At 61.7% G+C, this 23,990-nt stretch carries 24 protein-coding genes; 16 read left to right on the top strand and 8 right to left on the bottom strand.

Annotation, left to right across the window (positions count from 1 at the left end):
- A partial coding sequence (locus H7A77_RS24835) for a MalY/PatB family protein (RefSeq protein ID WP_182074784.1) occupies window positions 1–925 on the top strand: 925 nt, incomplete at its 5' end.
- Between the two features lie 32 nt (window positions 926–957).
- On the opposite strand, the gene H7A77_RS24830 is transcribed toward H7A77_RS24835, so the two are convergent.
- Window positions 958–1,326, bottom strand: a complete 369-nt coding sequence (locus tag H7A77_RS24830) for a hypothetical protein (RefSeq protein WP_033640470.1) — start codon at window positions 1,324–1,326, stop codon at window positions 958–960.
- Window positions 1,323–1,919, bottom strand: coding sequence for an NUDIX domain-containing protein (locus tag H7A77_RS24825; protein WP_072627179.1), 597 nt, complete (start codon window positions 1,917–1,919; stop codon window positions 1,323–1,325). Before H7A77_RS24825 ends, H7A77_RS24830 begins: the two co-directional genes overlap by 4 nt.
- A gap of 96 nt (window positions 1,920–2,015) precedes the next feature.
- Between H7A77_RS24825 and H7A77_RS24820 the strand changes: the two genes are divergently transcribed.
- The 3 genes from H7A77_RS24820 (at window position 2,016) to H7A77_RS24810 (ending at window position 4,568) form a co-directional block, all read left to right on the top strand.
- Complete coding sequence (locus tag H7A77_RS24820) at window positions 2,016–2,771, top strand: DeoR/GlpR family DNA-binding transcription regulator (protein ID WP_072627201.1); 756 nt, start codon at window positions 2,016–2,018, stop codon at window positions 2,769–2,771.
- Between the two features lie 135 nt (window positions 2,772–2,906).
- The gene (gene add, locus H7A77_RS24815) at window positions 2,907–3,905 is read left to right on the top strand and encodes an adenosine deaminase (RefSeq protein WP_075685791.1); all 999 of its coding nucleotides are present in this window, start codon (window positions 2,907–2,909) and stop codon (window positions 3,903–3,905) included.
- Between the two features lie 117 nt (window positions 3,906–4,022).
- The gene (locus H7A77_RS24810) at window positions 4,023–4,568 is read left to right on the top strand and encodes an AAA family ATPase (RefSeq protein ID WP_182074783.1); all 546 of its coding nucleotides are present in this window, start codon (window positions 4,023–4,025) and stop codon (window positions 4,566–4,568) included.
- A gap of 11 nt (window positions 4,569–4,579) precedes the next feature.
- Here the strand turns inward: H7A77_RS24810 and H7A77_RS24805 are convergent, their stop codons facing one another.
- Both H7A77_RS24805 and H7A77_RS24800 read right to left on the bottom strand, forming a co-directional pair.
- On the bottom strand, window positions 4,580–5,584 hold the full coding sequence (locus H7A77_RS24805; protein ID WP_033640474.1) for a bile acid:sodium symporter family protein: 1,005 nt from the start codon (window positions 5,582–5,584) through the stop codon (window positions 4,580–4,582).
- A 73-nt stretch (window positions 5,585–5,657) separates the two neighbouring features.
- The gene (locus H7A77_RS24800) at window positions 5,658–6,698 is read right to left on the bottom strand and encodes an oxidoreductase (protein WP_033650498.1); all 1,041 of its coding nucleotides are present in this window, start codon (window positions 6,696–6,698) and stop codon (window positions 5,658–5,660) included.
- A 233-nt stretch (window positions 6,699–6,931) separates the two neighbouring features.
- Between H7A77_RS24800 and H7A77_RS24795 the strand changes: the two genes are divergently transcribed.
- The 4 genes from H7A77_RS24795 (at window position 6,932) to rsxC (ending at window position 11,080) form a co-directional block, all read left to right on the top strand.
- Window positions 6,932–7,372 (top strand): DUF2569 domain-containing protein, encoded by a 441-nt coding sequence (locus tag H7A77_RS24795; RefSeq protein WP_016927891.1) that lies wholly within the window; start codon window positions 6,932–6,934, stop codon window positions 7,370–7,372.
- Window positions 7,373–7,507: 135 nt separating this feature from the next.
- The gene (rsxA, locus tag H7A77_RS24790; RefSeq protein ID WP_004938443.1) at window positions 7,508–8,089 is read left to right on the top strand and encodes an electron transport complex subunit RsxA; all 582 of its coding nucleotides are present in this window, start codon (window positions 7,508–7,510) and stop codon (window positions 8,087–8,089) included.
- Window positions 8,089–8,661, top strand: a complete 573-nt coding sequence (gene rsxB / locus H7A77_RS24785) for an electron transport complex subunit RsxB (RefSeq protein ID WP_004938428.1) — start codon at window positions 8,089–8,091, stop codon at window positions 8,659–8,661. Before rsxA ends, rsxB begins: the two co-directional genes overlap by 1 nt.
- Window positions 8,654–11,080, top strand: coding sequence for an electron transport complex subunit RsxC (rsxC, locus tag H7A77_RS24780; protein WP_182074782.1), 2,427 nt, complete (start codon window positions 8,654–8,656; stop codon window positions 11,078–11,080). Before rsxB ends, rsxC begins: the two co-directional genes overlap by 8 nt.
- A 33-nt stretch (window positions 11,081–11,113) precedes the next feature.
- Here the strand turns inward: rsxC and H7A77_RS24775 are convergent, their stop codons facing one another.
- A complete protein-coding gene (locus H7A77_RS24775; protein ID WP_033642950.1) occupies window positions 11,114–12,007 on the bottom strand; it encodes a helix-turn-helix domain-containing protein in 894 nt (297 codons plus the stop codon).
- A 365-nt stretch (window positions 12,008–12,372) separates the two neighbouring features.
- On the opposite strand from H7A77_RS24775, the gene rsxD reads away from it, so the two are divergent.
- The 5 genes from rsxD to dtpA all read left to right on the top strand — a co-directional run bounded on the left by rsxD (window position 12,373) and on the right by dtpA (window position 17,552).
- On the top strand, window positions 12,373–13,458 hold the full coding sequence (gene rsxD, locus H7A77_RS24770; protein ID WP_033652582.1) for an electron transport complex subunit RsxD: 1,086 nt from the start codon (window positions 12,373–12,375) through the stop codon (window positions 13,456–13,458).
- 9 nt (window positions 13,459–13,467) lie between these two features.
- On the top strand, window positions 13,468–14,097 hold the full coding sequence (rsxG, locus tag H7A77_RS24765; protein ID WP_033652583.1) for an electron transport complex subunit RsxG: 630 nt from the start codon (window positions 13,468–13,470) through the stop codon (window positions 14,095–14,097).
- On the top strand, window positions 14,094–14,792 hold the full coding sequence (locus tag H7A77_RS24760) for an electron transport complex subunit E (RefSeq protein WP_033642947.1): 699 nt from the start codon (window positions 14,094–14,096) through the stop codon (window positions 14,790–14,792). Before rsxG ends, H7A77_RS24760 begins: the two co-directional genes overlap by 4 nt.
- The gene (nth, locus tag H7A77_RS24755; RefSeq protein WP_019455952.1) at window positions 14,792–15,433 is read left to right on the top strand and encodes an endonuclease III; all 642 of its coding nucleotides are present in this window, start codon (window positions 14,792–14,794) and stop codon (window positions 15,431–15,433) included. Before H7A77_RS24760 ends, nth begins: the two co-directional genes overlap by 1 nt.
- A gap of 604 nt (window positions 15,434–16,037) precedes the next feature.
- Window positions 16,038–17,552, top strand: coding sequence for a dipeptide/tripeptide permease DtpA (gene dtpA / locus H7A77_RS24750; RefSeq protein ID WP_033642946.1), 1,515 nt, complete (start codon window positions 16,038–16,040; stop codon window positions 17,550–17,552).
- Window positions 17,553–17,627: 75 nt separating this feature from the next.
- Here dtpA and H7A77_RS24745 read toward each other — a convergent pair whose 3' ends face one another.
- Both H7A77_RS24745 and H7A77_RS24740 read right to left on the bottom strand, forming a co-directional pair.
- The gene (locus H7A77_RS24745; RefSeq protein ID WP_060660769.1) at window positions 17,628–19,721 is read right to left on the bottom strand and encodes a prolyl oligopeptidase family protein; all 2,094 of its coding nucleotides are present in this window, start codon (window positions 19,719–19,721) and stop codon (window positions 17,628–17,630) included.
- A 194-nt stretch (window positions 19,722–19,915) separates the two neighbouring features.
- The gene (locus H7A77_RS24740) at window positions 19,916–20,479 is read right to left on the bottom strand and encodes a helix-turn-helix domain-containing protein (RefSeq protein ID WP_033642943.1); all 564 of its coding nucleotides are present in this window, start codon (window positions 20,477–20,479) and stop codon (window positions 19,916–19,918) included.
- A 115-nt stretch (window positions 20,480–20,594) separates the two neighbouring features.
- Between H7A77_RS24740 and H7A77_RS24735 the strand changes: the two genes are divergently transcribed.
- Window positions 20,595–21,782: a benzoate/H(+) symporter BenE family transporter gene (locus H7A77_RS24735; protein ID WP_033652587.1), complete on the top strand. Its 1,188-nt coding sequence runs from the start codon at window positions 20,595–20,597 to the stop codon at window positions 21,780–21,782.
- A gap of 100 nt (window positions 21,783–21,882) precedes the next feature.
- Complete coding sequence (locus H7A77_RS24730) at window positions 21,883–22,386, top strand: cupin domain-containing protein (RefSeq protein WP_033652588.1); 504 nt, start codon at window positions 21,883–21,885, stop codon at window positions 22,384–22,386.
- On the opposite strand, the gene H7A77_RS24725 is transcribed toward H7A77_RS24730, so the two are convergent.
- Window positions 22,351–23,205 (bottom strand): aminoglycoside phosphotransferase family protein, encoded by an 855-nt coding sequence (locus H7A77_RS24725; RefSeq protein WP_033642940.1) that lies wholly within the window; start codon window positions 23,203–23,205, stop codon window positions 22,351–22,353. The genes H7A77_RS24730 and H7A77_RS24725 overlap by 36 nt on opposite strands.
- 181 nt (window positions 23,206–23,386) lie before the next feature.
- Here H7A77_RS24725 and H7A77_RS24720 point away from each other — a divergent pair, with 181 nt between their 5' ends.
- A complete protein-coding gene (locus H7A77_RS24720; protein ID WP_033644265.1) occupies window positions 23,387–23,767 on the top strand; it encodes a RidA family protein in 381 nt (126 codons plus the stop codon).
- Window positions 23,768–23,990 lie beyond the last annotated feature (223 nt).

Genomic DNA, 23,990 nt, shown 5'->3' with positions numbered 1-23,990 from the left:
CACCGCAACGGCGGTGTACGGCCCTTCCGTTATCTACATGGCGGCGCAGCTGATCCGCCAATGGTCCGTGCCGGGCGACTACGTGGTGACCCATACCCCGGCCTACGACGCCTTCTATAAGGTGATCCTCGCCAACCAGCGCCAGCTGCTGGCCTGCCCGCTGCACAAGGCCGCAGATGACTGGCGCTGCGACATGGCGCACCTCGAAGCGCTGCTGGCGCGGCCCCAGACCAAGATCCTGCTGCTGTGCAGCCCGCATAATCCCACTGGCAAAGTGTGGCGCCGCGAAGAGCTGCAGCAGATGGCCGAACTGTGCGAACGCCACGACGTGAGGGTGATCAGCGATGAAATCCACATGGACATGGTCTGGGGCGAACACCGCCATACGCCCTGGAGCCAGGTGGCGACCGGCCCCTGGGCCTTACTGACCTCCGGCTCCAAGAGTTTTAACATTCCGGCGTTAACCGGCGCCTACGGCTTTATCAGCGACGACGCCAGCCGCGAAGCCTATTTCCAGCAGCTCAAAGCCCGCGATGGCCTCTCCTCGCCGGCGGTGCTGGCGGTGGCGGCGCACGTAGCCGCCTATCGGCGCGGTGAACCCTGGCTGGACGCCCTGAGCGACTATCTGCAGGATAACCTGACCTACGTCGCCGAACGGCTGGCGGAGGCGTTTCCCGCACTGGGCTGGCGCCCGCCGCAGGCCACCTATCTGGCCTGGATCGATCTGCGGCCGCTGGCCGTGGACGATCGGGCGCTGCAGCAGGTGCTTATCGAGCGTGAAAAGGTGGCGATCATGCCGGGCTTTACCTACGGCGAAGAAGGCCGCGGGTTCCTGCGCCTCAACGTCGGCTGCCCGCGCAGCAAGCTGGAAGCCGGCATGGACAAGCTGATCGCCGGGTTGAAGTTTGTGCTGGACGAGAAATAACGCGAGGGGGCGAGCCTCTGCCCGCCCCTCGGTTACGCCTGAACAGACGGAATTTCCTCCAGATGACGATAGACCGTCAATCCCCATTCGTTAGCCAACCGCACGTCGTTATCGGCCCCCGCAGACGCCCCTTCGATGCGATACACCGCCTGACACTGCGCAATCAGTCGGTGAGCCACCGGGTAAAGAAACGCCTCGCTGACCGCATCGCCAACCTGAGTGGAACCGGCCGCGGCCGCCAAAGGTAGCGCCAGCCATTCGCCGATCACCGGCACGTGCCCCCGTTGGTAGACCGCCAGCGCTGCCTGTTCGAGGCGCGCCAGATTGGCGGCGATACGCTGCGGATCGCCATCGGTGCCGCTGCGATAAGGGCCGGCGATCAAGATTTGTTGGGCTTTCATCGTTGTTCCTCCAACGTCCGATTCAAGGCGACAAACTGCAGCAGCATGATGGTTTTGGCGTCAACGATCGTACCCTGACGAACCGCCTGCAGGGCCTGCGCCAGCGGCAGCTCGATCACCTCCAAATCTTCCCCCTCCGCCGCCAGCCCGCCGCCCTCGTTGAGGCGATCGCTCGCCTGATATTCACCGACGAAAAAGTGCAGCTTTTCGGTGACCGAACCAGGGCTCATGTACGCCTCAAACACTTTCTCCACGTTCTGCACGAAGTAGCCGGTTTCCTCTTCAACTTCGGCGCGGATGCGCGCCTCCGGCGACGCGTCGTCCAACAGCCCGGCGGCGGCCTCAATCAGCATGCCGTCATGACCGTTGACGAACACCGGAAAGCGGAACTGGCGCGTCAGGATCACCGTTTGCGCCTTTCGGTTGAACAGTAAAATGGTGGCGCCGTCGCCGCGATCGTAAGTCTCACGGCTTTGCCGCTGCCAGACGCCGTCGCGCCGCAGAAAATCAAAGGTGGTTTTTTTCAGCAGGTACCAGTCATCGGACAACACCCGGGTTTCGACAATACGAACCCTGTCTTTGGTGGCTATCATCGGTTTACTCCGCCAGAGGAAGGAAATTGATACTATCGTGCAGTTTCGTGTATGATCAAGATATTTCGTGCATAGGAAATTTGAGAGGAAATGGCCATGTTGACCAGCCAACGCAAGAAGATCATTTTGGAAAAACTGGCCCAGGAGGGTCAGGTCTTGGCCAAACAGCTCAGCGAAATGTTTGGGTTGTCGGAAGATACGGTCCGGCGCGATCTGCGTGAACTGGACGCCGAGGGGTTGCTGCAACGGGTGCATGGCGGCGCCCTGCCGGTTTCTTCCGCCATCGCCAGCTTCGCCGAACGCAATCAATTGGAATCCGGCGCCAAACGCGCGATCGCCAAAGCGGCGGCGGCGCTGATCGCCCCCGGCCAGGTGGTGATCATCGACGGCGGCACCACCTCCGCAGAGCTGGTCAGGCAACTGCCGGCCAACCTCAACGCCACCATCGTCACCCACAGCCCCAGCGTCGCCGTGGGCTTGGTCGATCACCCCACGGTCGAGGTGATCCTGATCGGCGGCCGACTGTATAAGCATTCGATCGTCAGCGTCGGCGCCGCCGCCGTAGAAGCGATATCGCATATTCGCGCCGATATCTATTTTATGGGCGTGACCGGCGTGCACCCCACTGCGGGGCTGAGCACCGGCGATCTGGAAGAAGCCTACATCAAGCGCGCGCTGGCGGCCCGTGCGGCGGAAACCGTGGTGCTGGCTTCCGCCGCCAAGCTTAATGCCGCCTCGCAGTATGCGATCGGCGATATTACGCTGGCGCACACCATCATCGTTGAGCGGGCTACCGATGACGCGCTGATCGCGCCGTTGCAGCAGGCGGGCGTCAGCGTGTTGAAAGCCTGATTCACGACGATAATGCGATATATCTCGCATTATTTGTGATTCATATCACTTTTTTATGCAACGCGATGGCAAGTTTCATCCATTTGTTTTTATACTGTTCTGCACTTTACCTACGATAATTAGCGAGTGCCCAGCATGATCGATCCCCGCCTACCGCTTACCGATATTCACCGCCATCTCGACGGCAACATCCGCGCGCAGACCATTCTCGACCTTGGTCGCCAGTTCAATCTCACCCTGCCGGCCAACGATTTGGAGAGCCTGCGCCCGCACGTGCAGATCACCCATGCCGAACCGGATCTGGTCAGCTTCCTGCAGAAACTGGACTGGGGCGTGGCGGTGCTGGGCGATCTGGACGCCTGCCGCCGGGTGGCATACGAAAACGTCGAGGACGCCGCCAACGCCGGCCTGCATTATGCCGAACTGCGTTTCTCCCCTTACTACATGGCGATGAAGCATCAACTGCCGGTCGCCGGCGTGGTGGAAGCGGTGATCGACGGGATCCGTTCGGGCTGCCGCGATCGTGATATCGACATTCGCCTGATCGGCATCATGAGCCGCACCTTCGGCGAGGCCGCCTGTCTGCAGGAACTGGAAGGATTGCTGGCGCACCGCGACGGCATTACCGCGCTGGATTTGGCGGGCGATGAGCTGGGCTTCCCCGGCAGCCTGTTCCTCAGCCACTTCAACCGCGCCCGCGACGCCGGCCTGCGCATCACCGTGCACGCGGGCGAAGCCGCCGGCCCGGAAAGCATCTGGCAGGCGATCCGCGAGCTGGGCGCCGAACGTATCGGCCACGGGGTGAAAGCGGTCGAAGATCCGGCGCTGATGGACTTCCTGGCGGAACACGGCATCGGCATCGAATCCTGCCTGACCTCCAACATCCAGACCAGCACCGTGCCGTCGCTGGCGCAGCATCCGCTGGCCACCTTCCTGCGCCACGGCGTGCTGGCGTCGATCAACACCGACGATCCGGCGGTTCAGGGCATCGAGATCGAGCATGAATACCGCGTCGCCGCGCCGCAGGCCGGGCTGACGCCGGAAGAAATCCGCACCGCGCAGGAAAACGGCCTGAAGCTGGCCTTCCTCAGCGAGCAGGAAAAACAGGCGCTGCGCGCCAAAGTTCAGGGCTAAATCCCCCCAGGCGCCAAACGGCGCCTTCTTCTCATCCCTCTCCCCGCAGTCTTCTTCCGACTGCTCGTCTTTATCGCTGTGTTACCCCATGACTCTGCCGCAAGAGAGGAATTTCGCATGTCTGACAAAACACGCCGCATCGTGCTGACCGGCGGCCCGGGTTCGGGCAAAAGCACGCTCATCGACGTTCTTCATCGCCGCGGCTTTCCGCACTCGCAGGAAGCCGGCCGGGCGATTATTCAGGATCAGGTGAGTATCGGCGGCCATGCGCTGCTGTGGGGCGATCGCCAGGCCTTCGCCGAGCGGATGCTCGATTGGGAACTGCGCTCATGGCGCGAAGCAACCGGGGAAACATGCTGGTTCTTCGATCGCGGGCTGCCGGATATCGCCGGGTATCTCACGCTGTGCGGACTGCCGATCCCCGCGCATTTGACGGCGGCGATCGGCGCCTTCCGCTATGCCGATACTGTGTTCATCGCCCCGCCGTGGCAAGCGATCTACGCGCAGGACAGCGAAAGAAAGCAATCTTTCGCCGAAGCCGAGCTGACCTACCGGGCGATGGTGGCCGTCTATCGCCGCTATGGCTATCGGCTGCAAGAACTGCCGCGCGCCTCACCGGACGAGCGCGCCGACTTTCTGCTCGACGCGCTGGGCCGCCGTTAGCGGCCTGCGGCCTATTTGGCCGCCAGCGCCTCCGCCTCGGCCCGCTGTTTAGCGGTTTTACGCGCATAGCGCTGCGCCAGCACCGCGCACACCATCAGCTGAACCTGGTGGAAAATCATCAGCGGCAGCACCATGGCGCCCACCGCCGCGGCCGGGAACAGCACGTTGGCCATCGGGATGCCGTTCGCCAGGCTCTTTTTCGAACCGCAGAAGACGATGGTGATTTCATCGGCGGTGTTAAAGCCCAGCCAGCGCGCCGCGTAGGTGTTGATCACCAGCACCACCGTCAGCAGCACCAGCGACATCACCAGGATGGTCAGCAGCGACCAGCCGTCGATGCGATGCCAAATCCCTTCCACCACCGCCGCGCTGAACGCGGTATACACCACCAGCAGGATCGACGAACGGTCGGTCAGATTGATCAATTTGCGATGGCGATCGATCCACTTGCCGATCAATGGCCGCGCCAGGTGACCGATCACGAACGGCACCATCAATTGCAAAATGATTGAACCGATGGCGTGCAGCACGTCGGTATTGCCGCCCTGGGTATGCATCAACGCCCCTACCAGCAGCGGCGACAGGAACACGCCGAGAATGCTCGACGCCGAGGCGCTGCAGATCGCCGCCGCCACGTTACCGCCCGCCGCCGACGTAAAGGCGATGGCCGACTGCACCGTGGCCGGCAGCGCGCACAGATAGAGGAAGCCGAGATAGACCGTCGGCGTCATGATGCCCGGCACCAACAGGTTCATCGCCAGCCCGAGCAGCGGGAACAGCGCAAAGGTGCTGAGGAACACCAGCAGATGCAGCTTCCAGTGACTCATGCCGGCGATGATCGCCTCGCGCGACAGCTTGGCGCCGTGCATAAAGAACAGCAGCGCGATGGCGGCGGTGGTCAGGTGTTCAAAGAAGGTTTTCCAGATGCCTTCGCAGGGGAACAGCGAGGCGACGATCACCACCAAAATCAGAACCAGCAAAAATTTATCAATGCGCAAACGCTGCAACCAGGACATGAAACGGATTTCCTTGCACGTAGAGTCGTAAAAAGGCCCGACGTTGCGCCGGGCCACAGAAAAGTGGGCGGGATCAGACCACCGGCAGCGCCTGCTGCAGCCGGGCCGATTCCAGCCCCAGTTCGATCAATGCCATCACCGCGATGGCGTCGGCGGCCGGCACCGGATTTTCGCCTATGCCGGCAATCGCGTCGCGCACCGCCGCGTAATAAGCCGGGTAGTTGCCGGGAATATTGAGCAGCGGCTGTTCCGCCAGCAGGTCGCCACGTGACAGCGTCACTACACCCTCGCGCATGTCATAACCCCAGTCGGCCTGCGGCAAGCGTTCGCCTGCCTTCAGCCGGTCTTCCTGCGGATCCAGGCCGTATTTGACATAGCTGCCGCGGGTGCCGTGCACCACATAGCGCGGGCTCTCCGCCGCCGCCAGCATGCTGGCGTGCAGCACCACACGGCGATCGCCATAGCTCAGCAGCGCGTGGAAATAGTCCACCGCCTGCGCCCCCGGCCGCAGCTCACCCAGATCGACAAACAGCCGCTCGGGTTTGCCGAAGAGTTGCAGCGCCTGATCGAGCAGATGCGGCCCCAAATCGAACCAGATGCCGCTGCCGACGCCGCCCTGTTCGCGCCAGCGCTGACGCACCTGTGGCCGGTAACGATCGAAGTGCGACTCGAAGTACACCACCTCGCCCAGCGAACCGTCGTTCAGCAGCGCTTTGAGGGTCAGGAAATCGCTGTCCCAGCGACGGTTGTGGAACACCGACAACAGCAAACCGCTCTGCTGCGCCTGTTGCTGCAGCGCCTGAGCTTGTGACAATGTCACGGTAAACGGTTTGTCCACCACCACGTGCTTGCCGGCGGCCAGCGCCTGTTGCGCCAGCGGGAAATGGGTATCGTTGGGGGTAGGAATCACGATCAGATCGAGGGCCGGATCGGCGAACAGCGCCTGCGCATCGCCCACCACCGTCATCGACGGCCAGTCCGCGCGCACTTTGCCGGCATCGCTGCTGGAAACGGCGGCTAGCTCCAGCCCGGGCGTACCGGCGATCAGCGGCGCATGAAAGGTTTTGCCGGCGTAGCCGTAACCGACCAGCCCGACACGAATTTTCTCAGCCATGGGATTTCCTCTTGCAGGCTCACGACAGACCCTTTCGATTTGACACCATGCGGACGGCTGGAACAAGAAGTAAATGAGATGTTAATTCGAAGCGGGGTCGGCACGGCGCCGGAGTAGCCAAACGTGCGGCCCGAGCCCGCGACGCCGAGCTATCCGCTTGATAGGGATGACGAAGCCTATATTACCCGCTAAGCTATGCCGCCTGTGATCCCCGATTCAATCAGGAAGCCTTTATGTCTCAAGCTGAATACACTCGTATCGGCGGTTGGTTGCTGGCCCCGCTGGCCTATCTGATCGTCACCCTGCTCAGCGCCAGCCTGATGCTGCTCCTGTACGCCATGGCGATCTTCATGCCCGAGTCGCGCGACTATCTGTTGACCAACGCCCAGGCGTTTACCCTGCAATGGTACTTTTCGGTGTTGACCACGCTCTTGATGTGGGGCTTCACCCTGTGGCTGGTATTTCTGTTTTGCCAGCGGTCGCAGCGCTTCCCTAAACTGTTCTTGTTATGGCTGCTGATCACGGTGATCCTGGCGGTGAAAGCCTTCGCCTTCGCGCCGGTGCCGGATGAAGTGGCGGTGCGCAGCCTCGGCTGGCCGCTGCTGATGGCGGCGCTGCTGGTGCCTTACATCAAGCGTTCGCAGCGGGTCAAAGGGACCTTTACCGAACGTTAAAGGCGATTGCAGCACGTTTTATTGGGTGATTTGTGTAAATTTTCACCAAAAAAGGCAATACCCCTGCGATTCATATGTTGTCGTCCGGCCGCCGATTCCCGATAATAGGCGGCTTTTATTTTTTTAGGCATCGCAATGACCGAATACCTGCTCCTGTTTGTCGGCACCGTACTGGTGAACAACTTCGTTCTGGTGAAGTTTCTTGGCCTGTGCCCGTTCCTCGGCGTTTCCAAGAAGCTGGAAAGCGCCATCGGCATGGGAATGGCCACCACCTTCGTCATGACGCTGGCCTCCGTCAGCGCCTGGGTGATCAACACCTTTATTCTGGTTCCGCTGGATCTGGTGTATCTGCGCACGCTCTCCTTCATTCTGGTGATCGCCGTGGTGGTGCAGTTCACCGAGATGGTGGTGCGCAAGACCAGCCCGGCGCTCTATCGCCTGCTGGGCATCTTCCTGCCGCTGATCACCACCAACTGCGCGGTGCTGGGCGTGGCGTTGCTTAACGTCAACCTCGGTTATAACTTCCTGCAGTCCGCCGTTTACGGTTTCAGCGCCGCCGCCGGTTTCTCGCTGGTGATGGTGCTGTTCGCCGCCATTCGCGAACGTCTGGCGGTGGCCGACGTGCCGGCGCCGTTCCGCGGCTCCTCGATCGCACTGATCACCGCCGGGCTGATGTCGCTGGCCTTTATGGGCTTTACCGGGCTGGTGAAATTCTAATGACTGCGTTGTGGATAGCTATCGCGGCTTTGAGCGCGCTCGGGCTGCTGTTCGGACTGGTGCTGGGCTACGCCGCGCGCCGTTTTGAGGTGGAAGAGGATCCGGTCGCCGAGCAGGTCGACGCGATCTTGCCGCAGAGCCAGTGCGGCCAGTGCGGCTACCCCGGCTGTCGCCCCTATGCCGAGGCGGTGGCCAACGGCGAGATGATCAACAAATGCGCGCCGGGCGGCGAACAGGTGATGCTGAAACTGGCGGAGCTGCTCAACGTGGAACCGCAGCCGCTGGGCAGCGAAGCCGCCGCCGAGCCGGAGCGTAAAGTGGCCTATATCGACGAGGCCAACTGCATCGGCTGCACCAAGTGCATTCAGGCTTGCCCGGTTGACGCCATCGTCGGCGCCACCCGCGCCATGCATACCGTCATTACCGACCTCTGTACCGGCTGCGATCTGTGCGTCGCCCCTTGCCCTACCGACTGTATTGAAATGAGACCGGTCGCCACCACCACCGCCAACTGGAAGTGGGACATGAAGACGATCCCGGTGCAAGTGATCCACGTGGAGCAACATGCTTAATCTGTTCGCCGCCTTTAAAAAAGACCGGATCTGGGATTTCGACGGCGGGATCCATCCACCGGAAATGAAGACTCAGTCGAGCGGCGCGCCGCTGCGTGTCGCCCCTCTGCCCAAGACCTTTATCATTCCGCTGCAGCAGCATCTGGGGCCGGAAGGCGAACTGTGCGTCAACGCCGGCGATCGGGTGTTGAAAGGCCAGCCGCTGACCGTCGGCCGCGGGCGCACCGTGCCGGTGCACGCCCCGACCTCGGGCACCGTTAGCGCCATCACGCCGCACATCACCGCTCACCCTTCCGGGCTGTCGGAGCTGTGCGTGATTATCGAGGCAGACGGCGAAGACCGCTGGTGCGAGCGCGAGCCGGTGGCGGATTACCGCCAATCGCCCGCCGCGGAGCTGATTCAACGTATTCATCAGGCCGGCATCGCCGGTCTGGGCGGCGCCGGTTTCCCGACCGCCAGTAAACTGCAAGGCGGCATGAGCGGCGTGGAAACGCTGATCCTCAACGCCGCCGAGTGCGAGCCTTACATCACCGCCGACGATCGCCTGATGCAGGAACATGCCGATCAGATCGTTGAAGGCACGCAGATCCTGCAACACATTCTGCAGCCCAAGGTCACACTGATCGGCATTGAAGACAACAAGCCGGAGGCGATCGCGGCGCTGAAACAGGCGTTGCGCGGCCAGACCGGCATTGCCCTGCGTGTCATCCCCACCAAATACCCGTCCGGCGGCGCCAAGCAGCTGACCAAGATTTTGACCGGCAAGGAAGTGCCGCACGGCAAGCACTCCTCCGCTATCGGCGTGCTGATGCAAAACGTCGGCACCGCCTTCGCCATCAAGCGGGCGATCGTCGACGGCGAACCGTTGATTGAGCGCGTGGTGACCCTGACCGGCGAGGCGGTCGAGCGCCCTGGCAACCTGTGGGCGCGCATCGGCACGCCGGTGCAGCACCTGCTTGATTTCGTCGGTTTCCGTCCGCAGGCGCAGCAGATGGTGGTGATGGGCGGCCCGCTGATGGGCTTTACCCTGCCCGCGCTGAACGTGCCGATCGTCAAGATCAGCAACTGCATTCTGGCGCCGACGGTGGATGAAATGACGCCGCAGGAACCCGAGCAATCCTGCATCCGCTGCGGCCTGTGCGTGGACGCTTGCCCTGCCGGGCTGTTGCCGCAACAGCTGTACTGGTTCAGCCGCGGGCAGGAGCACGACAAGGCGCGCAACCACAACCTGTTCGATTGCATCGAATGCGGCGCCTGCGCGTTCGTCTGCCCCAGCAACATTCCGCTGGTGCAGTACTACCGGCAGGAAAAGGCCGAAATCAAGGCTATCGATTTGGAAGCGGCGCGCACCGCCGAGGCCAAGGCGCGTTACGAGGCCAAGCTGGCGCGTCTGGAGCGCGAGAAACTGGCGCGCGAAGAGCGGCACAAAAAGGCCGCCGTCAAACTGACCGACGACGATCAGGGGGCGGTACAGGCCGCACTGGCGCGCGTACGCAGCAAGAATGCCGAAGCGGCGGTTACGCCGGTCGACGGCCAGCAGCCGGACAACAGCGAGATGATCGCCGCCCGCGAAGCGCGTAAAGCGCAGGCGCGTGAACGGCGCGCCCAGTTGGCGGCCGAAGCGGAACAAGCCTCGCCGGCAACCTCAGGCGACGACGCGCGTAAGGCCGCCGTGGCCGCGGCGCTGGCCCGCGTGAAGGCGCGCAAAGAAGCGCCGGCCGCAGACATCACCGCCCCTACCGCGACAGAGGACGATCCGCGTAAAGCGGCAGTCGCCGCCGCCCTGGCTCGCGTGAAGGCCAAGAAAACGGCGCAGCAGGCGGACGCTCCTGCCGAGACAGAACCGGCTCCGGCTACCGCCGAAGAAGATCCGCGTAAAGCGGCAGTCGCCGCCGCCCTGGCTCGCGTGAAGGCCAAGAAAGCGGCGCAGCAGGCGGACGCTCCCGCTGAGACAGAACCGGCTCCGGCTACCGCCGAAGAAGATCCGCGCAAAGCGGCGGTCGCGGCGGCTATCGCCCGCGCCAAAGCCAAGAAAACGGCGCAGCAAGCGGACGCTCCTGCCGAGACAGAACCGGCTCCGGCTGCCGCCGAAGAAGATCCGCGTAAAGCGGCAGTCGCCGCCGCCCTGGCTCGCGTGAAGGCCAAGAAAACGGCGCAGCAGGCGGACGCTCCGGCCGAGACAGAACCGGCTCCGGCTACCGCCGAAGAAGATCCGCGCAAAGCGGCGGTCGCGGCGGCTATCGCCCGCGCCAAAGCCAAAAAAGCGGCGCAGCAGGCGGACGCTCCGGCTGAGACAGAACCGGCTCCGGCTGACGCCGAAGAAGATCCGCGCAAGGCGGCGGTCGCGGCGGCTATCGCCCGCGCCAAAGCCAAAAAAGCCGCCAGAGAATCGCTGGCGGCGGAAACGCAAGACAAATGATGACGGCGGCGCCTGGCCTACGCCGGGCGCCGTTTAATCGATAGAGATCAGATAGGTGTAGTCCACTTCAATCTGACGCAGTTTGGACTCCGGGTTCCACTCTTTGGTTTGAATGATCTCCATTTCCATACTGCCGCGCACCTTATCCTTCAGCCCCGGCATCACATGCGACACCAGATAACCGAAAAACTGCAGACACTCCTTCGCCGTGCCCTTATGGTTGATGGAGATAAACTCGCGGCTCGGCAGATGGATGGTGTCTATCTGATGATTGGAAAGAATGTCCTTTTTATGTTCAGGATCGACCGCCATCACCAGCGTGGACGACAGCTCGTCGCCTTCCCCGGCCTGCGGGCAATAGATGCTGTAAATTCGCCGGCAGTCGACGTGCAACCCCTTGAAGAAGTCATTGAAAATCTCGTCCTTCATCGCCATGCAGGACGCGTACTCCAGCTCTTGTTCGGAGGCGAAATCCAGCCGGCGCGAGAAGCCGACCAGCTGCATCTCGGGCAGCGTCAGCCGCTTCACTTCCGGATAATATCCCGCGCCGTAGCTGGCTTCGAAGTTAAAGCGCGGCATCAGGTTTTTCACGTCCCAGTGCTCCATCGAGCGGTAGCGATTGGGCGTGGTGCCGAAGCGCTGCTTGAACATGCGAGTAAAGGTCTGCTGCGAGTCGAAGCCCAGCTCATCGGAGATGTCGATGATGGAGCGACGGGTGATGCGCAGCGCCACCGCGGCACGCGTCAGGATACGCGAACGGATATAGGTGGCGAGTTGAATGCCGGTAATACGCTTGAATTTACGCTGCAGATGCCACTTGGAATAGCCCGAAATACGCGCAACTTCATCCAGGTTTGGCCGTTTCTCCAGATGTATCTCCACCCACTCAATTAGCTCTTCAATAAAAAAAATGTCTTCATTTGTCATTATTATGGATTCACTGACTCAATAATGTTCGCGATAGTAACCTACACGTATTATGTGAAAGTTGTTATTTTGTGCGGAAATCTGGACAAAAATGATATTCCATTCATACGGTTACCCCATTTCTCAGGGGCGATGGCGGCACAAGTTCCACAGACAATTCCTCACGTTAGCCCATTTTCCGGCCAAAAAAAAATCAAATCGCGCCACGCCGATCTCAACGGGTGCGAAAAGCCGAATACCCCTATCATTAAGGCGTATTACCCTCGCATCGAATCAGGTAGAATGCTCGGCTATTATTTTTGCCGCGCCCGCAATTCGGCGCATCGAAACTGCCGCAGGCGCGGCGCAGAAGGTATCGTTACTCTATGAAGTTCAGGCCGGTATCACCCACAGCCGCCAAAGGCTTACACATCGCCAGCTCGCCGTTCACCCACAACCAGCAAAGCACCAGCCGCATTATGCTGTGGGTGATGTTGGCCTGCATTCCCGGCATCGCAGCACAGATTTGGTTCTTCGGTTATGGCGTGCTGATTCAGGTGGCGCTGGCGGCGATCGTCGCGCTGGCCGCAGAAGGCGCGATCCTCAGGCTGCGCAAGCTGCCGGTGCGCAGCCGGCTGGCGGACAACTCCGCCCTGCTGACCGCGCTGCTGCTCGGCATCAGCCTGCCGCCGCTGGCCCCGTGGTGGATGATCGTCATCGGCACCTTCTTCGCCATCGTCATCGCCAAACAGCTGTACGGCGGCCTTGGGCAGAACCCGTTCAATCCGGCGATGGTCGGTTACGTGGTGCTGCTGATCTCCTTCCCGGTGCAGATGACCAGCTGGTTGCCGCCGGATGAGCTGCGCGCCACCGCGCTGTCGTTCCACGACACGCTGCTGGCCATTTTCAGCGGCCATACCGCTCAGGGCGCGACGCTGCACGAATTGCAGATGGGCGTTGACGGCATCAGCCAGGCTACACCGCTCGACGGCTTCAAAACCGGTTTGCGCAGCGGCCACAGCGTTGAACAAGTGTTGCAGCAGCCGCTGTTCGGCGGCGCGCTGGCGGGCATCGGCTGGCAGTGGGTTAACCTCGGCTTTCTGGCCGGCGGCCTGTTTATGCTGGCGCGCCGCCTGATCCACTGGCAGATCCCCTTCAGCATGTTGGCCGCCATCGCCTTCTGCTCCGGTCTGGCCTGGTGGCTCGATCCGGCGCATCAGGCTTCGCCGCTGATCCACCTGTTCTCCGGCGCCAGCATGCTGGGCGCGTTCTTTATCGCCACCGACCCGGTCAGCGCCTCCACCACGCCGAAGGGCCGTTTAATCTACGGCGCGCTGATCGGCGTGCTGGTCTGGCTGATCCGCGTTTATGGCGGCTACCCTGACGGCGTGGCCTTTGCCGTGCTGCTCGCCAACATCACCGTCCCGTTAATCGACCACTACACGCAGCCGCGCGTGTACGGCCATCGCTAAGGAGCCGCCATGCTGAATTCCATGAGAAAGCACGGCACCACGCTGGCGGTGTTTGCGGCGGTCACCACCGGCCTCACCGCCGTGGTCTACGCCCTGACGAAAACCACCATCGCGCATCAGGCGGCGCTGCAGCAAAAAGCCCTGCTCGATCAGGTGGTGCCGCCGGAAAATTACGACAACGTCATGCAGAACGAATGCTTCCTGGTCAGCGATCCGGCGCTGGGCGACGGCGCGCCACACCGTTTATACCTGGCGCGCAAAAACGGGCAACCGACCGCCGCGGCGCTGGAAACCACCGCGCCGGACGGCTACTCCGGTGCCATCAAGCTGCTGGTCGGCGCCGATTTCAACGGCACGGTACTCGGCACCCGGGTGATTGAACACCATGAAACCCCGGGGCTGGGCGACAAGATCGAACTGCGCATTTCCGACTGGATTTCCTTCTTCAGCGGCAAGAAAATCGAAGGCCCGGACGACAAACGCTGGGCGGTGAAGAAAGATGGAGGCATGTTCGACCAATTCACCGGCGCCACCATCACCCCGCGTGCGGTGGTCAATGCGGTGCGCCGCACGGCGTTGTATATGGAAACGCTGCCGCCTAAACTTGAAAGCTTACCTGCGTGTGGAGCCAGCGAATGAGTGAAGCCAAAGAATTGATCGTCCAGGGGTTGTGGAAGAACAACTCCGCCCTGGTGCAGCTGCTGGGCATGTGCCCGCTGCTGGCGGTGACCTCCACCGTCACCAACGCGCTGGGCTTGGGGCTGGCCACCACGCTGGTGCTGACGCTCACCAACGCCTCCATCTCCGCGGTGCGTCGCTGGGTGCCAAGCGAAGTGCGTATTCCGATCTACGTCATGATCATCGCCGCGGTGGTGAGCATCGTGCAGATGCTGATCAACGCCTATGCCTTCGGTCTGTATCAGTCGCTCGGCATTTTTATTCCGTTGATCGTGACCAACTGCATCGTCGTGGGCCGCGCCGAAGCGGTGGCCGCCAAGAAACCGGTCGGCCTCTCGGCGCTGGACGGCATGGCCATCGGCCTCGGCGCCACCGGCGTCATGGTGACGCTGGGTTCAATGCGCGAGCTGCTGGGCAACGGCACGCTGTTCGACGGCGCCGATCAACTGCTGGGCGGCTGGGCCAAATCGCTGCGCATCGAAGTGGTGCACTTCGACAGCCCGTTCCTGCTGGCCATGCTGCCGCCAGGCGCCTTTATCGGCCTGGGCCTGCTGTTGGCGGTCAAGTATCTGATCGACGAAAGAATGAAGGCGCGCAAAGCCCGCGCCGTGGCGGCGGAACCGCTGCTGGAACAAGGACGTGCTGAGAAGGCCTGATGAACAAGCAGAAGCGACTGGAAATTCTGACCCGGCTGCGCGACAACAACCCGCATCCGACCACCGAGCTGGTGTACACCACGCCGTTTGAGCTGCTGATCGCGGTATTGCTGTCTGCGCAGGCCACCGACGTGAGCGTCAACAAGGCGACCGCCAAACTCTATCCGGTCGCCAACACCCCCGCCGCCATGCTGGCGCTGGGGGTTGATGGCGTCAAGGAGTACATCAAGACCATCGGTCTGTTCAACAGCAAGGCCGAAAACGTGATCAAGACCTGCCGCATGCTGCTGGAGCTGCACGGCGGCGAAGTGCCGGAAGATCGCGCCGCGCTGGAGGCGCTGCCGGGCGTTGGCCGCAAAACCGCTAACGTGGTGCTCAACACCGCCTTCGGCTGGGCGACCATCGCCGTGGACACCCATATCTTCCGGGTGTGCAACCGCACCCACTTTGCGCCGGGCAAGAACGTCGATCAGGTGGAGGAGAAACTGTTGAAGGTGGTGCCCGCCGAATTCAAGGTCGATTGCCATCACTGGCTGATCCTGCACGGCCGCTACACCTGTATCGCGCGCAAACCGCGCTGCGGCTCCTGCATCATCGAAGACCTGTGCGAATATAAAGAAAAGGTTTATCCGGAATCCTGAGTCAGTTGGGTGCGGCAAACCGCACCCGCCGCGTCCTCTTCCCTCGCCAACGCCGCTTTTTTATCAAAAATGTGATATCGCGCAGCAGTAACCCCGGCGTTATCGCGGTTTTCAGTAAGAAACCCATCGCTGCGTTATTTTCAAGCAAAAAATTAGTCGAAAATTGCGGTGAACGTCACGCTTTCAGGATCACAAGGCGTTCACAAATGCCAGCCCCGTTTTCCTGAATTTCTATAATTTTACAAATCGCGCCATATACACAACATTCCAACGGATTCATAACCTCACGTACACTGATGCGCTAAAAAATAGCAATTCAGCAGAATATATCCCTGTTTAAAATTCGTATAGCTTTTAATCAAAACAAAAAATCGATAAACCACTAAAAGCCCAAAGTTAATACTGCATAACATTTGCAACATCGCGGCATAATCCTGCCGGCGTTAAATGTAACCGAATATGACAAACTGCTTGCCACGTTGACAAAGATAGTGAACATTAACCGCCGTCCCCATCCTATAACAACGCAAAAGGATGCCGTTCCGCATCAACTTTTGTACTTTCCCGTCCCCTAAAGACGGGCTGCGAAAAAACAGAGGTACCAGTGTCAACAGCAAACAACCAACACCAGGAGAGCGTGAGCCTTAACGCGTTCAAACAACCGAAAGCATTCTATCTGATCTTCTCGATCGAACTGTGGGAGCGCTTCGGCTATTACGGCCTGCAAGGCATCATGGCGGTTTATCTGGTCAAGATGCTCGGTCTGAGCGAAGCCGACTCCATCACCCTGTTCTCTTCTTTCAGCGCCCTGGTATACGGCTTCGTCGCCATTGGCGGCTGGCTGGGCGACAAGGTGCTGGGCGCCAAACGCGTGATCGTGCTCGGCGCGCTGGTGCTGGCCGCCGGTTACGCCATGGTGGCCTACTCCGGCCACGACATCTTCTGGGTCTACCTGGGCATGGCGACCATCGCCGTGGGCAGCGGCCTGTTCAAGGCTAACCCGTCCTCCCTGCTCTCCACCTGCTATGAGAAAGACGACCCGCGTATCGACGGCGCCTTCACCATGTACTACATGTCGGTGAACATCGGTTCCTTCTTCTCCATGCTGGCTACCCCGTGGCTGGCGGCGAAGTACGGCTGGAGCGTGGCGTTCTCCCTGAGCGTGGTCGGCATGCTGATCACCCTGGTCAACTTTATGATGTGCCACAAGTGGGTGAAGAAAAACGGCTCCAGGCCTGACTTCAAGCCGCTGCATCTGCCGAAACTGCTGATGGTGCTGGTCGGCATCGTGGCGCTGGTCGCCGTGTCCAGCTGGCTGCTGCACAACCAGGTGATCGCGCGCTGGGCGCTGGCCTTCATCTCCGCCGGGATCGTGATCGTGTTCGCCAAGGAAGCCTTCGCCCTGCATGGCGCCGCACGCCGTAAAATGATCGTCGCCTTCCTGCTGATGCTGGAAGCGGTGGTGTTCTTCGTGCTGTACAGCCAGATGCCGACGTCGCTGAACTTCTTCGCCATCCACAACGTGGAGCACAGCATCTTCGGCGTCGCCTTCGAGCCGGAGCAGTACCAGGCGCTGAACCCGTTCTGGATCATGCTCGCCAGCCCGATTCTGGCCGCGTTGTATAACAAGATGGGCGATCGCCTGCCGATGCCGCACAAGTTCGCTTTCGGCATGATCCTGTGTTCCTGCGCCTTCCTGGTGCTGCCATGGGGCGCCAGCTTCGCCAACGAACAGGGCATCGTGTCGGTCAACTGGCTGATCCTGAGCTACGCGCTGCAGAGCATCGGCGAGCTGATGATTTCCGGTCTGGGTCTGGCGATGGTGGCGCAGCTGGTGCCGCAGCGTCTGATGGGCTTCATCATGGGTTCCTGGTTCCTGACCACCGCCGCCGCGGCGCTGATCGCCGGTAAAGTCGCCGGTCTGACCGCCGTCCCTAGCGACATCAACGACGCGCACGCTTCACTGGCCATCTACAGCCATGTGTTTATGCAAATCGGCATCGCCACCGCCGTCATCGCCATCCTGATGATGCTGACCGCGCCGAAACTGTACCGCATGACGCTGGACACCAGCGAAGACCTGAATCAGAAAGCGCAGGAAGCCACGGCGGCCCACTGATCGCCGGCGGATTGAGCGTAAATAGAAACGCCGGGGTTAACCCCCGGCGTTTTTTTATGCCCGCAAGAAACGTGTTTACGCTGGCTTGCGCTTGCCGCTCAGATTGGCCCACATGAATTCGCTCACCAGCGCGCTGTGGAACGCCGCCTGTTGCTTGTCGGCGGCGGCGCTGTGCCCACCCTCGGTATTTTCGTAGAAGTAAGCCTGCTGATACCCCATCGCCTGCATGCGCGCCGCCATTTTGCGCGCGTGGGCCGGGTTGACCCGATCGTCGCTGGTGGCGGTATAGAACAGCACCGGCGGATAGGCCGTTTTCGCCTGAATATTGTGGTACGGCGAGAAGGTTTTGATATAGGCCCACTGCTCCGGCTTGCTGGGATCGCCGTATTCCGCGATCCACGACGCGCCGGCGGAGAGTTGGGTATAGCGCTGCATGTCCAACAGCGGCACTTCGCAGACGATGCAGCCGAACAGCTGCGGATACAGCGTCAGCATATTGCCTACCAGCAGGCCGCCGTTGCTGCCGCCGCGCGCGCCGAGATGCGGCGCGGAAGTCACCTTGCGCGCGAACAGGTCTTCGGCCACGGCGGCGAAATCCTCATAGGCACGATGACGATTCTGCTTGAGCGCCGCCTGATGCCAGGCCGGACCATATTCACCGCCGCCCCGAATGTTGGCCACCACGTATACCCCGCCGCGCTCCAGCCAGGCCGGCGCCTTGCCGCCCAGATAGCCCGGCAGCAGCGGCACTTCAAACCCGCCGTAGCCGTACAGCAGCGTCGGCGTGCTGCCGTCCAGCTTGAGATCTTTGGCGGCGATCTGGAAATACGGCACGCGGGTGCCGTCCTTGGAGCGCGCGAAATGCTGGCTGACCTGATAGCCGGCGGCGTCAAAGTCCTGCGGCGCCTGTTTCAGCAGCGTCGCTTCCCCGCCGTCGAGGTTGCCCATATACAGCGAGGTCGGCTGCAGGAACCCGCTGACCGTCAGGAAATAGGCGTTGCTCTCGTCGTCGATGCCGCCGGCGGAAAGGGTGCTGATGGCGCCGGGATTGCCCAGCGGGCGACGTTGCCAGCTGCCGCCCTGCGGCGTCAGCACTTCCAGTCGGTTGACCACGTTATCCATGATGCTGAGGATCAGGTGATCGCGAGTGCCGCTGTAGCCGCTCAGCGCCTGCTCCGCCGTCGGGGTAAACAGCGGCTGCAGCTCGCGCTTGCCCGCCAGATAGTCGTCGAAATTGGCCGCCAACAGCGAGCCGGACGGATAGCGCTTGCCGCCCACGTCCCAATCGCTGCTCGGCTTGATCAGCAGCCATTCCCGATGCGTATCCAGCTCGGCGTCGGCGGGGATGTCGATTTTTTTCTGCCGGCCGTCCTGAGTCAGCAAGAAATAGTCGCGGCGGTAGAAGTCCAGGCTGCGGCCGACGAAATCGCGCTCAAAGCCCGGCGTGCGGTCGTGATAGGCGAAGACCGCCATGTCCTCGGGCTGCGCTTCATACAGCGTTTCCGCGGCGCTCAGCGGCGTGCCGCGCCGCCAGCGTTTGGCGATGCGCGCGTAGCCGGACTGGGTCATCGAGCCGGGGCCGAAATCGGTGGCGATGAACAGCGTGTCCCGATCGACCCAGGAAACCCGGCTTTTCGCCACCGGTACGTTAAAACCGTCTTTGACGAAGCGTTTGGCCACCAGATCGAATTCGCGGATTTCGGTGGCGTCACCGCCGTCCGGCGACAGCTGCATCAGGCAATAACGGTATTCCGGTGCCAGCGGTTGAGAGCCCTGATAAACCCAATCCTTGCCCTCCGCCTTGCCCAGCGCATCGATATCCAGCACCGTCTCCCAGGCCGGTTTGGCCTTGCGGTACTCGTCCAGCGTGGTACGCCGCAGCAGGCCACGCGGGTTGGCCTGATCCTGCCAGAAGTTGTAATAGTACTCGCCGCGTTTGCTCACCCACGGGATCTGGGTGTCTTTATTGAGGATATCCAGGACTTCGCGCTCAATGCGCTGAAAGTCTTCGCCCTGGCCGAAACGTGCCACGGTGCGCTGATTTTCCTGCTGCACCCATTGCAGCGCTTTTTTACCCTGCAGCTCTTCCAGCCACAGGAATTCATCGCCGGCGGCCGCGCCGCCCTCCGCCGCCATCGCCAGGCGGATACTGTTGGGTAATGAAGTCATCGCGAATACGGCTCCTGCGGTTTGCGCACTGAGTTTAATAAACTGACGTCGATTGGTGACCGGCAAAATCAAGCTCCTTTTGAGTCGGCTGCAACGCCGCCCCGTCATGGGCGACAGCCTGTGAAATAAGAGTCATTTTCAACAAGGTAGGCGTTTGGCGGCGCGGAGTCAAAGCCCGCGGCCGCCGCGTTGAGTCAGGATTGAGGATAGTGGATCAGATCGTGAATGCGCACCGTGTGTGAACCGGCGTTGCGGTAGGCATGCGGCCGATCGGCCTGAAAGCGCATCGCCTCGCCGGCCGCCAGGCTGTGCCACTCGCCGTCTATCGCCAATTCCAACCGGCCGCTGATCACGATCACATGCTCAATCACGCCCGGCTCATGCGGCGACGATTCGCTGAGCGCGCCCGGCGCGAGATCGATGACGAACATGTCGAAACCCAGCTGGCGATCGTAGGGAAACAGCGGCACCACGCGCATATCGGCGTTGTCCTGATCGTACACCGGCAGTTCGCCGTAGCGGTGCAGCGTCGCCTGCTGCTGCGCGGGCGACGCCTCAAGAAAGGCGGAGAACGCCACGTTGAAACCGGTGGCGATCTTCCACAGCGTCGCCACCGTCGGGCTGGATTCGCCGCGCTCAATCTGCCCGAGCATCGCCTTGCTGACGCCGGTGTATTCCGCCGCCTGCGTCAGGCTCCAGCCGCGCTGCGCGCGCAGCGTGCGAAGGGTGTGCGCCAAATGGCCGGCAAGTTCCTGCATCCTGTTCTCCTCTGCGTATCGCGCTCGATTATACCCGCTTGTGCGCTATAGCGCACGGTGCTATGCTGATTTCTTACCGTGCGTTATAACGCACACTCACCGATTGGAGCTCCTCATGCGCCCAGCCCTCTCCTTGCGCCATCTGACCCTGCCCGCCGTCATGGCCGGCTTTGTCGCCGTTCTGGTCGGCTACACCAGCTCTGCCGCCATCATTTTCCAGGCCGCCGCCGCCGCAGGCGCCACGCCGGCGCAGATCGGCGGCTGGCTGAGCACGCTTGGGATCGCGATGGGCGTCACCTCGCTGGGGCTTTCGCTGTACTATCGCACCCCGATCCTCACCGCGTGGTCGACGCCAGGAGCGGCGCTGCTGGTCACCAGCCTGCCCGGCACGCCGATCAATGAGGCGATCGGGGTGTTCATCTTTGCGTCGGGCCTGATCCTGCTCTGCGGCGTCACCGGGCTGTTCGCCCGCCTGATGGATTATATTCCGCAGGCGATTTCTGCCGCGATGTTGGCGGGGATCCTGCTGCGTTTCGGGCTGGACGCCTTCGCTTCACTGCAGCTCAATTTCCTCCTCAGCGCCGGTATGGGGCTGGCCTATCTGCTCAGCCGCCGTTACCTGCCGCGTTATGCCATCGTACTGACGCTGGCGATTGGGCTGGCGATCGCCGCGCTACAGGGCGATATCCATCTGGCGCAACAGGCGCCGGCGGTCGCCGTGCCGGAATTTATCGCGCCGCATTTCAGTTGGCCGACGCTGCTCGGCATCGGCGTGCCCTTCTTCGTGGTCACCATGGCTTCACAGAACGCCCCCGGGATCGCTACGCTGCAGGCGGCGGGCTACCGTGTTCCCACCTCACCGCTGATCGCCTGGACGGCGCTGACCGCGCTGCTGCTGGCGCCATTCGGCGGTTTCTCGGTGTGCATCGCCGCCATTACCGCCGCCATTTGCATGGGGCCGGACGTGCATCCCGATCCACAGCGGCGCTATATGGGCGCGGTGGCCGCCGGCGGCTTCTATTTGTTGGCCGGGTTGTTCGGCGGCGCCATCGGCCTGCTGTTCAGCGCGTTGCCGGTCGCCTTGATCCACACCATCGCCGGGCTGGCGCTGCTCGGCACCATCGGCGGCAGCCTGCAACGCGCGCTGCATGATGAAAAACAGCGCGACGCGGCGCTGATCGCCTTCCTCATCACCGCCTCCGGCGTCACGTTACTCGGCATCGGTTCGGCATTCTGGGGCATTGTCGGCGGCGCCATCGCGCATCTGCTGCTGTCGCTGCCGCGGCGAAACACCGTGACGTAACGGGCGGTCTACATTGACAAGCGGCGCCGTGGCGCCTTCACTTTCTCTGTCGTCTGAATGTCAATTCACATAATAAGTGACGCCGTCACCAAGGAAGCTTATGACCGAGAAAGCCGCGCTGTTGGCCCAGCGCTTGATACGCAATGTCGAACAGGTAGAGATGAAGCATGACCGGCGACCGCCGCTGTATGACAGCGTCGGCGCTCGTCTCGGCACCGGCACCGCCGCCGACAAGCTGGGCGCCTCCTTCGATTGTGTGGCGCCGGGCATGCGTTCCTGCCCCTATCATTTTCACTACGCTCAGGAGGAAATGTTCATCATTCTGGAAGGCAGCGGAACGCTGCGGGTAGCCGGAGAAATGCTGCCGATCGTCAGCGGAGATGTCATTTTCATTCCGCCTGGCCCGGAATACCCGCACCAGATCATCAACACCTCCGACGCGCCGCTGAAGTATCTGTCCGTCAGCACGCGCGAACAGCCGGAAGTGGTGATGTATCCGGACTCAGGCAAATACCAGGCGATGGCGCGCGGCAATGACGGCGAGCAGGTGCGTTACCTGCAGCGCCCTTCAGCCTCGCTCGATTACTGGCAGGATGAACCCTGAATCGCCGTCCGGCAACGTGAGATCCAGCGCGCGCGCCGCCAGTTCCGCGACGCGAAAATCGATGTCCGCCGCCTGCCCGTCTTCCATAAACCAGGCGGCGGAAAGCCCCGACCAGGCCAGGATCCATTGCAGCAAACGCCGGCGATCCAGCCCGGCCAACCGGCACACCTGTTCCACGCGGCGATGGAAAATGGCCGGATCGGTGGCGACGCCGTAGTTAGGATTGCAGAAGATGTTGGCGTAATCGAAGCCCCGTTCACCGTACAAACGCTTGGGATCGATCGCCAGCCAACCGCGTGCGCCAAAGTCCAGCACATTGTCATGGTGGATATCCCCGTGCAACACGCTTTCTTCTCGCGGGCTGCTCAACAGCTCCGCCGCCGCCGTGGCGCTGAGACGCAGCATGCCGCCGTGCGCCTGGGCCGCCGGCCACAGCGAGCTGAACCACTCCTGCAACGGGATAAGCTCAGGCAACGGCGCCGCCCGCGGCGCATGCAAGGCGGCGATCGCCCGGCACAGGATCTGCGTGGCTTGTTCATCGTCGCCGTCACGCACCAGCTGCGCCAACGACCCTTCGCCCTGCGCGCGCTCCAGCAAAATGCCGTCGTCGTGCCACGCCAGCACCTGCGCGGCGCCTTCTCCACGCCACCAGCACATCAGCTGCCCGCCGAAGCGCTCCTCCTGCTCGCGGGCGATCTTCAGCATGGCCGCCGCGCCCCGATAACGCACCGGCATCAACAGACTGCTGTGGGTTTCGAAGGCTTTGCCGTCCTGCTCCAGCCGCCAGCGCTGCAGGTAAGGCGTAAAAAGCGGGTTCATCGTCTCTGCATCCTTGTTGCCGATCTGCGCCGCACTGTCACATTCGCGTGAGAGACGGCGTATAACATAAAGGGGGATGATTCTCTCAGATATCATCGGCGTGCGGCGCTTTGCCGCGTTTTCTCCAGTATCCTAACCAAGTTTGTCGATTTTATTAACCGGTCTTGCGCGGGGTTTGACCATGACATCATTAAAACGCATTAATTATCCGCAATTGCCTACGCCGGGTGGCCCTTATGTGCACGCCGTGCGCCACGGCGATCGCCTGTACGTATCGGGCTTGACGGCCTTCGCCACCGACGCGCAGGGCTTGAGCGCGCCGCAGCAAACGCAAGAGATCCTTGAGCAGTTGGCGACCATCGCCGCCAGCGAAGGCGTCAATCTCAAGGCATTGATTAAAATCAGCGTGTTCCTGACCGACATCGCCGATCTGGCGAGCGTGCGCCCGGTGCTGTTTGACTATTTCGACGGCGCGCTGCCGGCCTGTTCATTGATGGCGGTCAGCGCGTTGTTCTCACCCGCAGTGTGCGTAGAGATAGAGGCGGTGATGGCGTTGCAATAAGGCGCGGCTAGAGCACAATGCTGATTCAGTTAAGCGTTTTTCTGCAGGCGTTCGTGACATTTTCGGTCGATAAAAGTGAGATGCCCCATGTGGCTCACGCACCTCGACCGAGCCAGGGGCCGAAGGCGCGGCCCCTGGCAACCCGCGCCTTTGCCCTATCAGACGGTTGGCTTTGCCAACGTTACTCAGCCCATCCCTGGGCCTCGCCCCTTCGGGGCCGCTG

Origin of the sequence: Serratia sp. ME47, from assembly GCF_903970925.1 — a bacterium.
GTDB lineage: Bacteria > Pseudomonadota > Gammaproteobacteria > Enterobacterales > Enterobacteriaceae > Serratia > Serratia ureilytica.
This window is presented reverse-complemented; position numbering and strand designations above follow the sequence as displayed.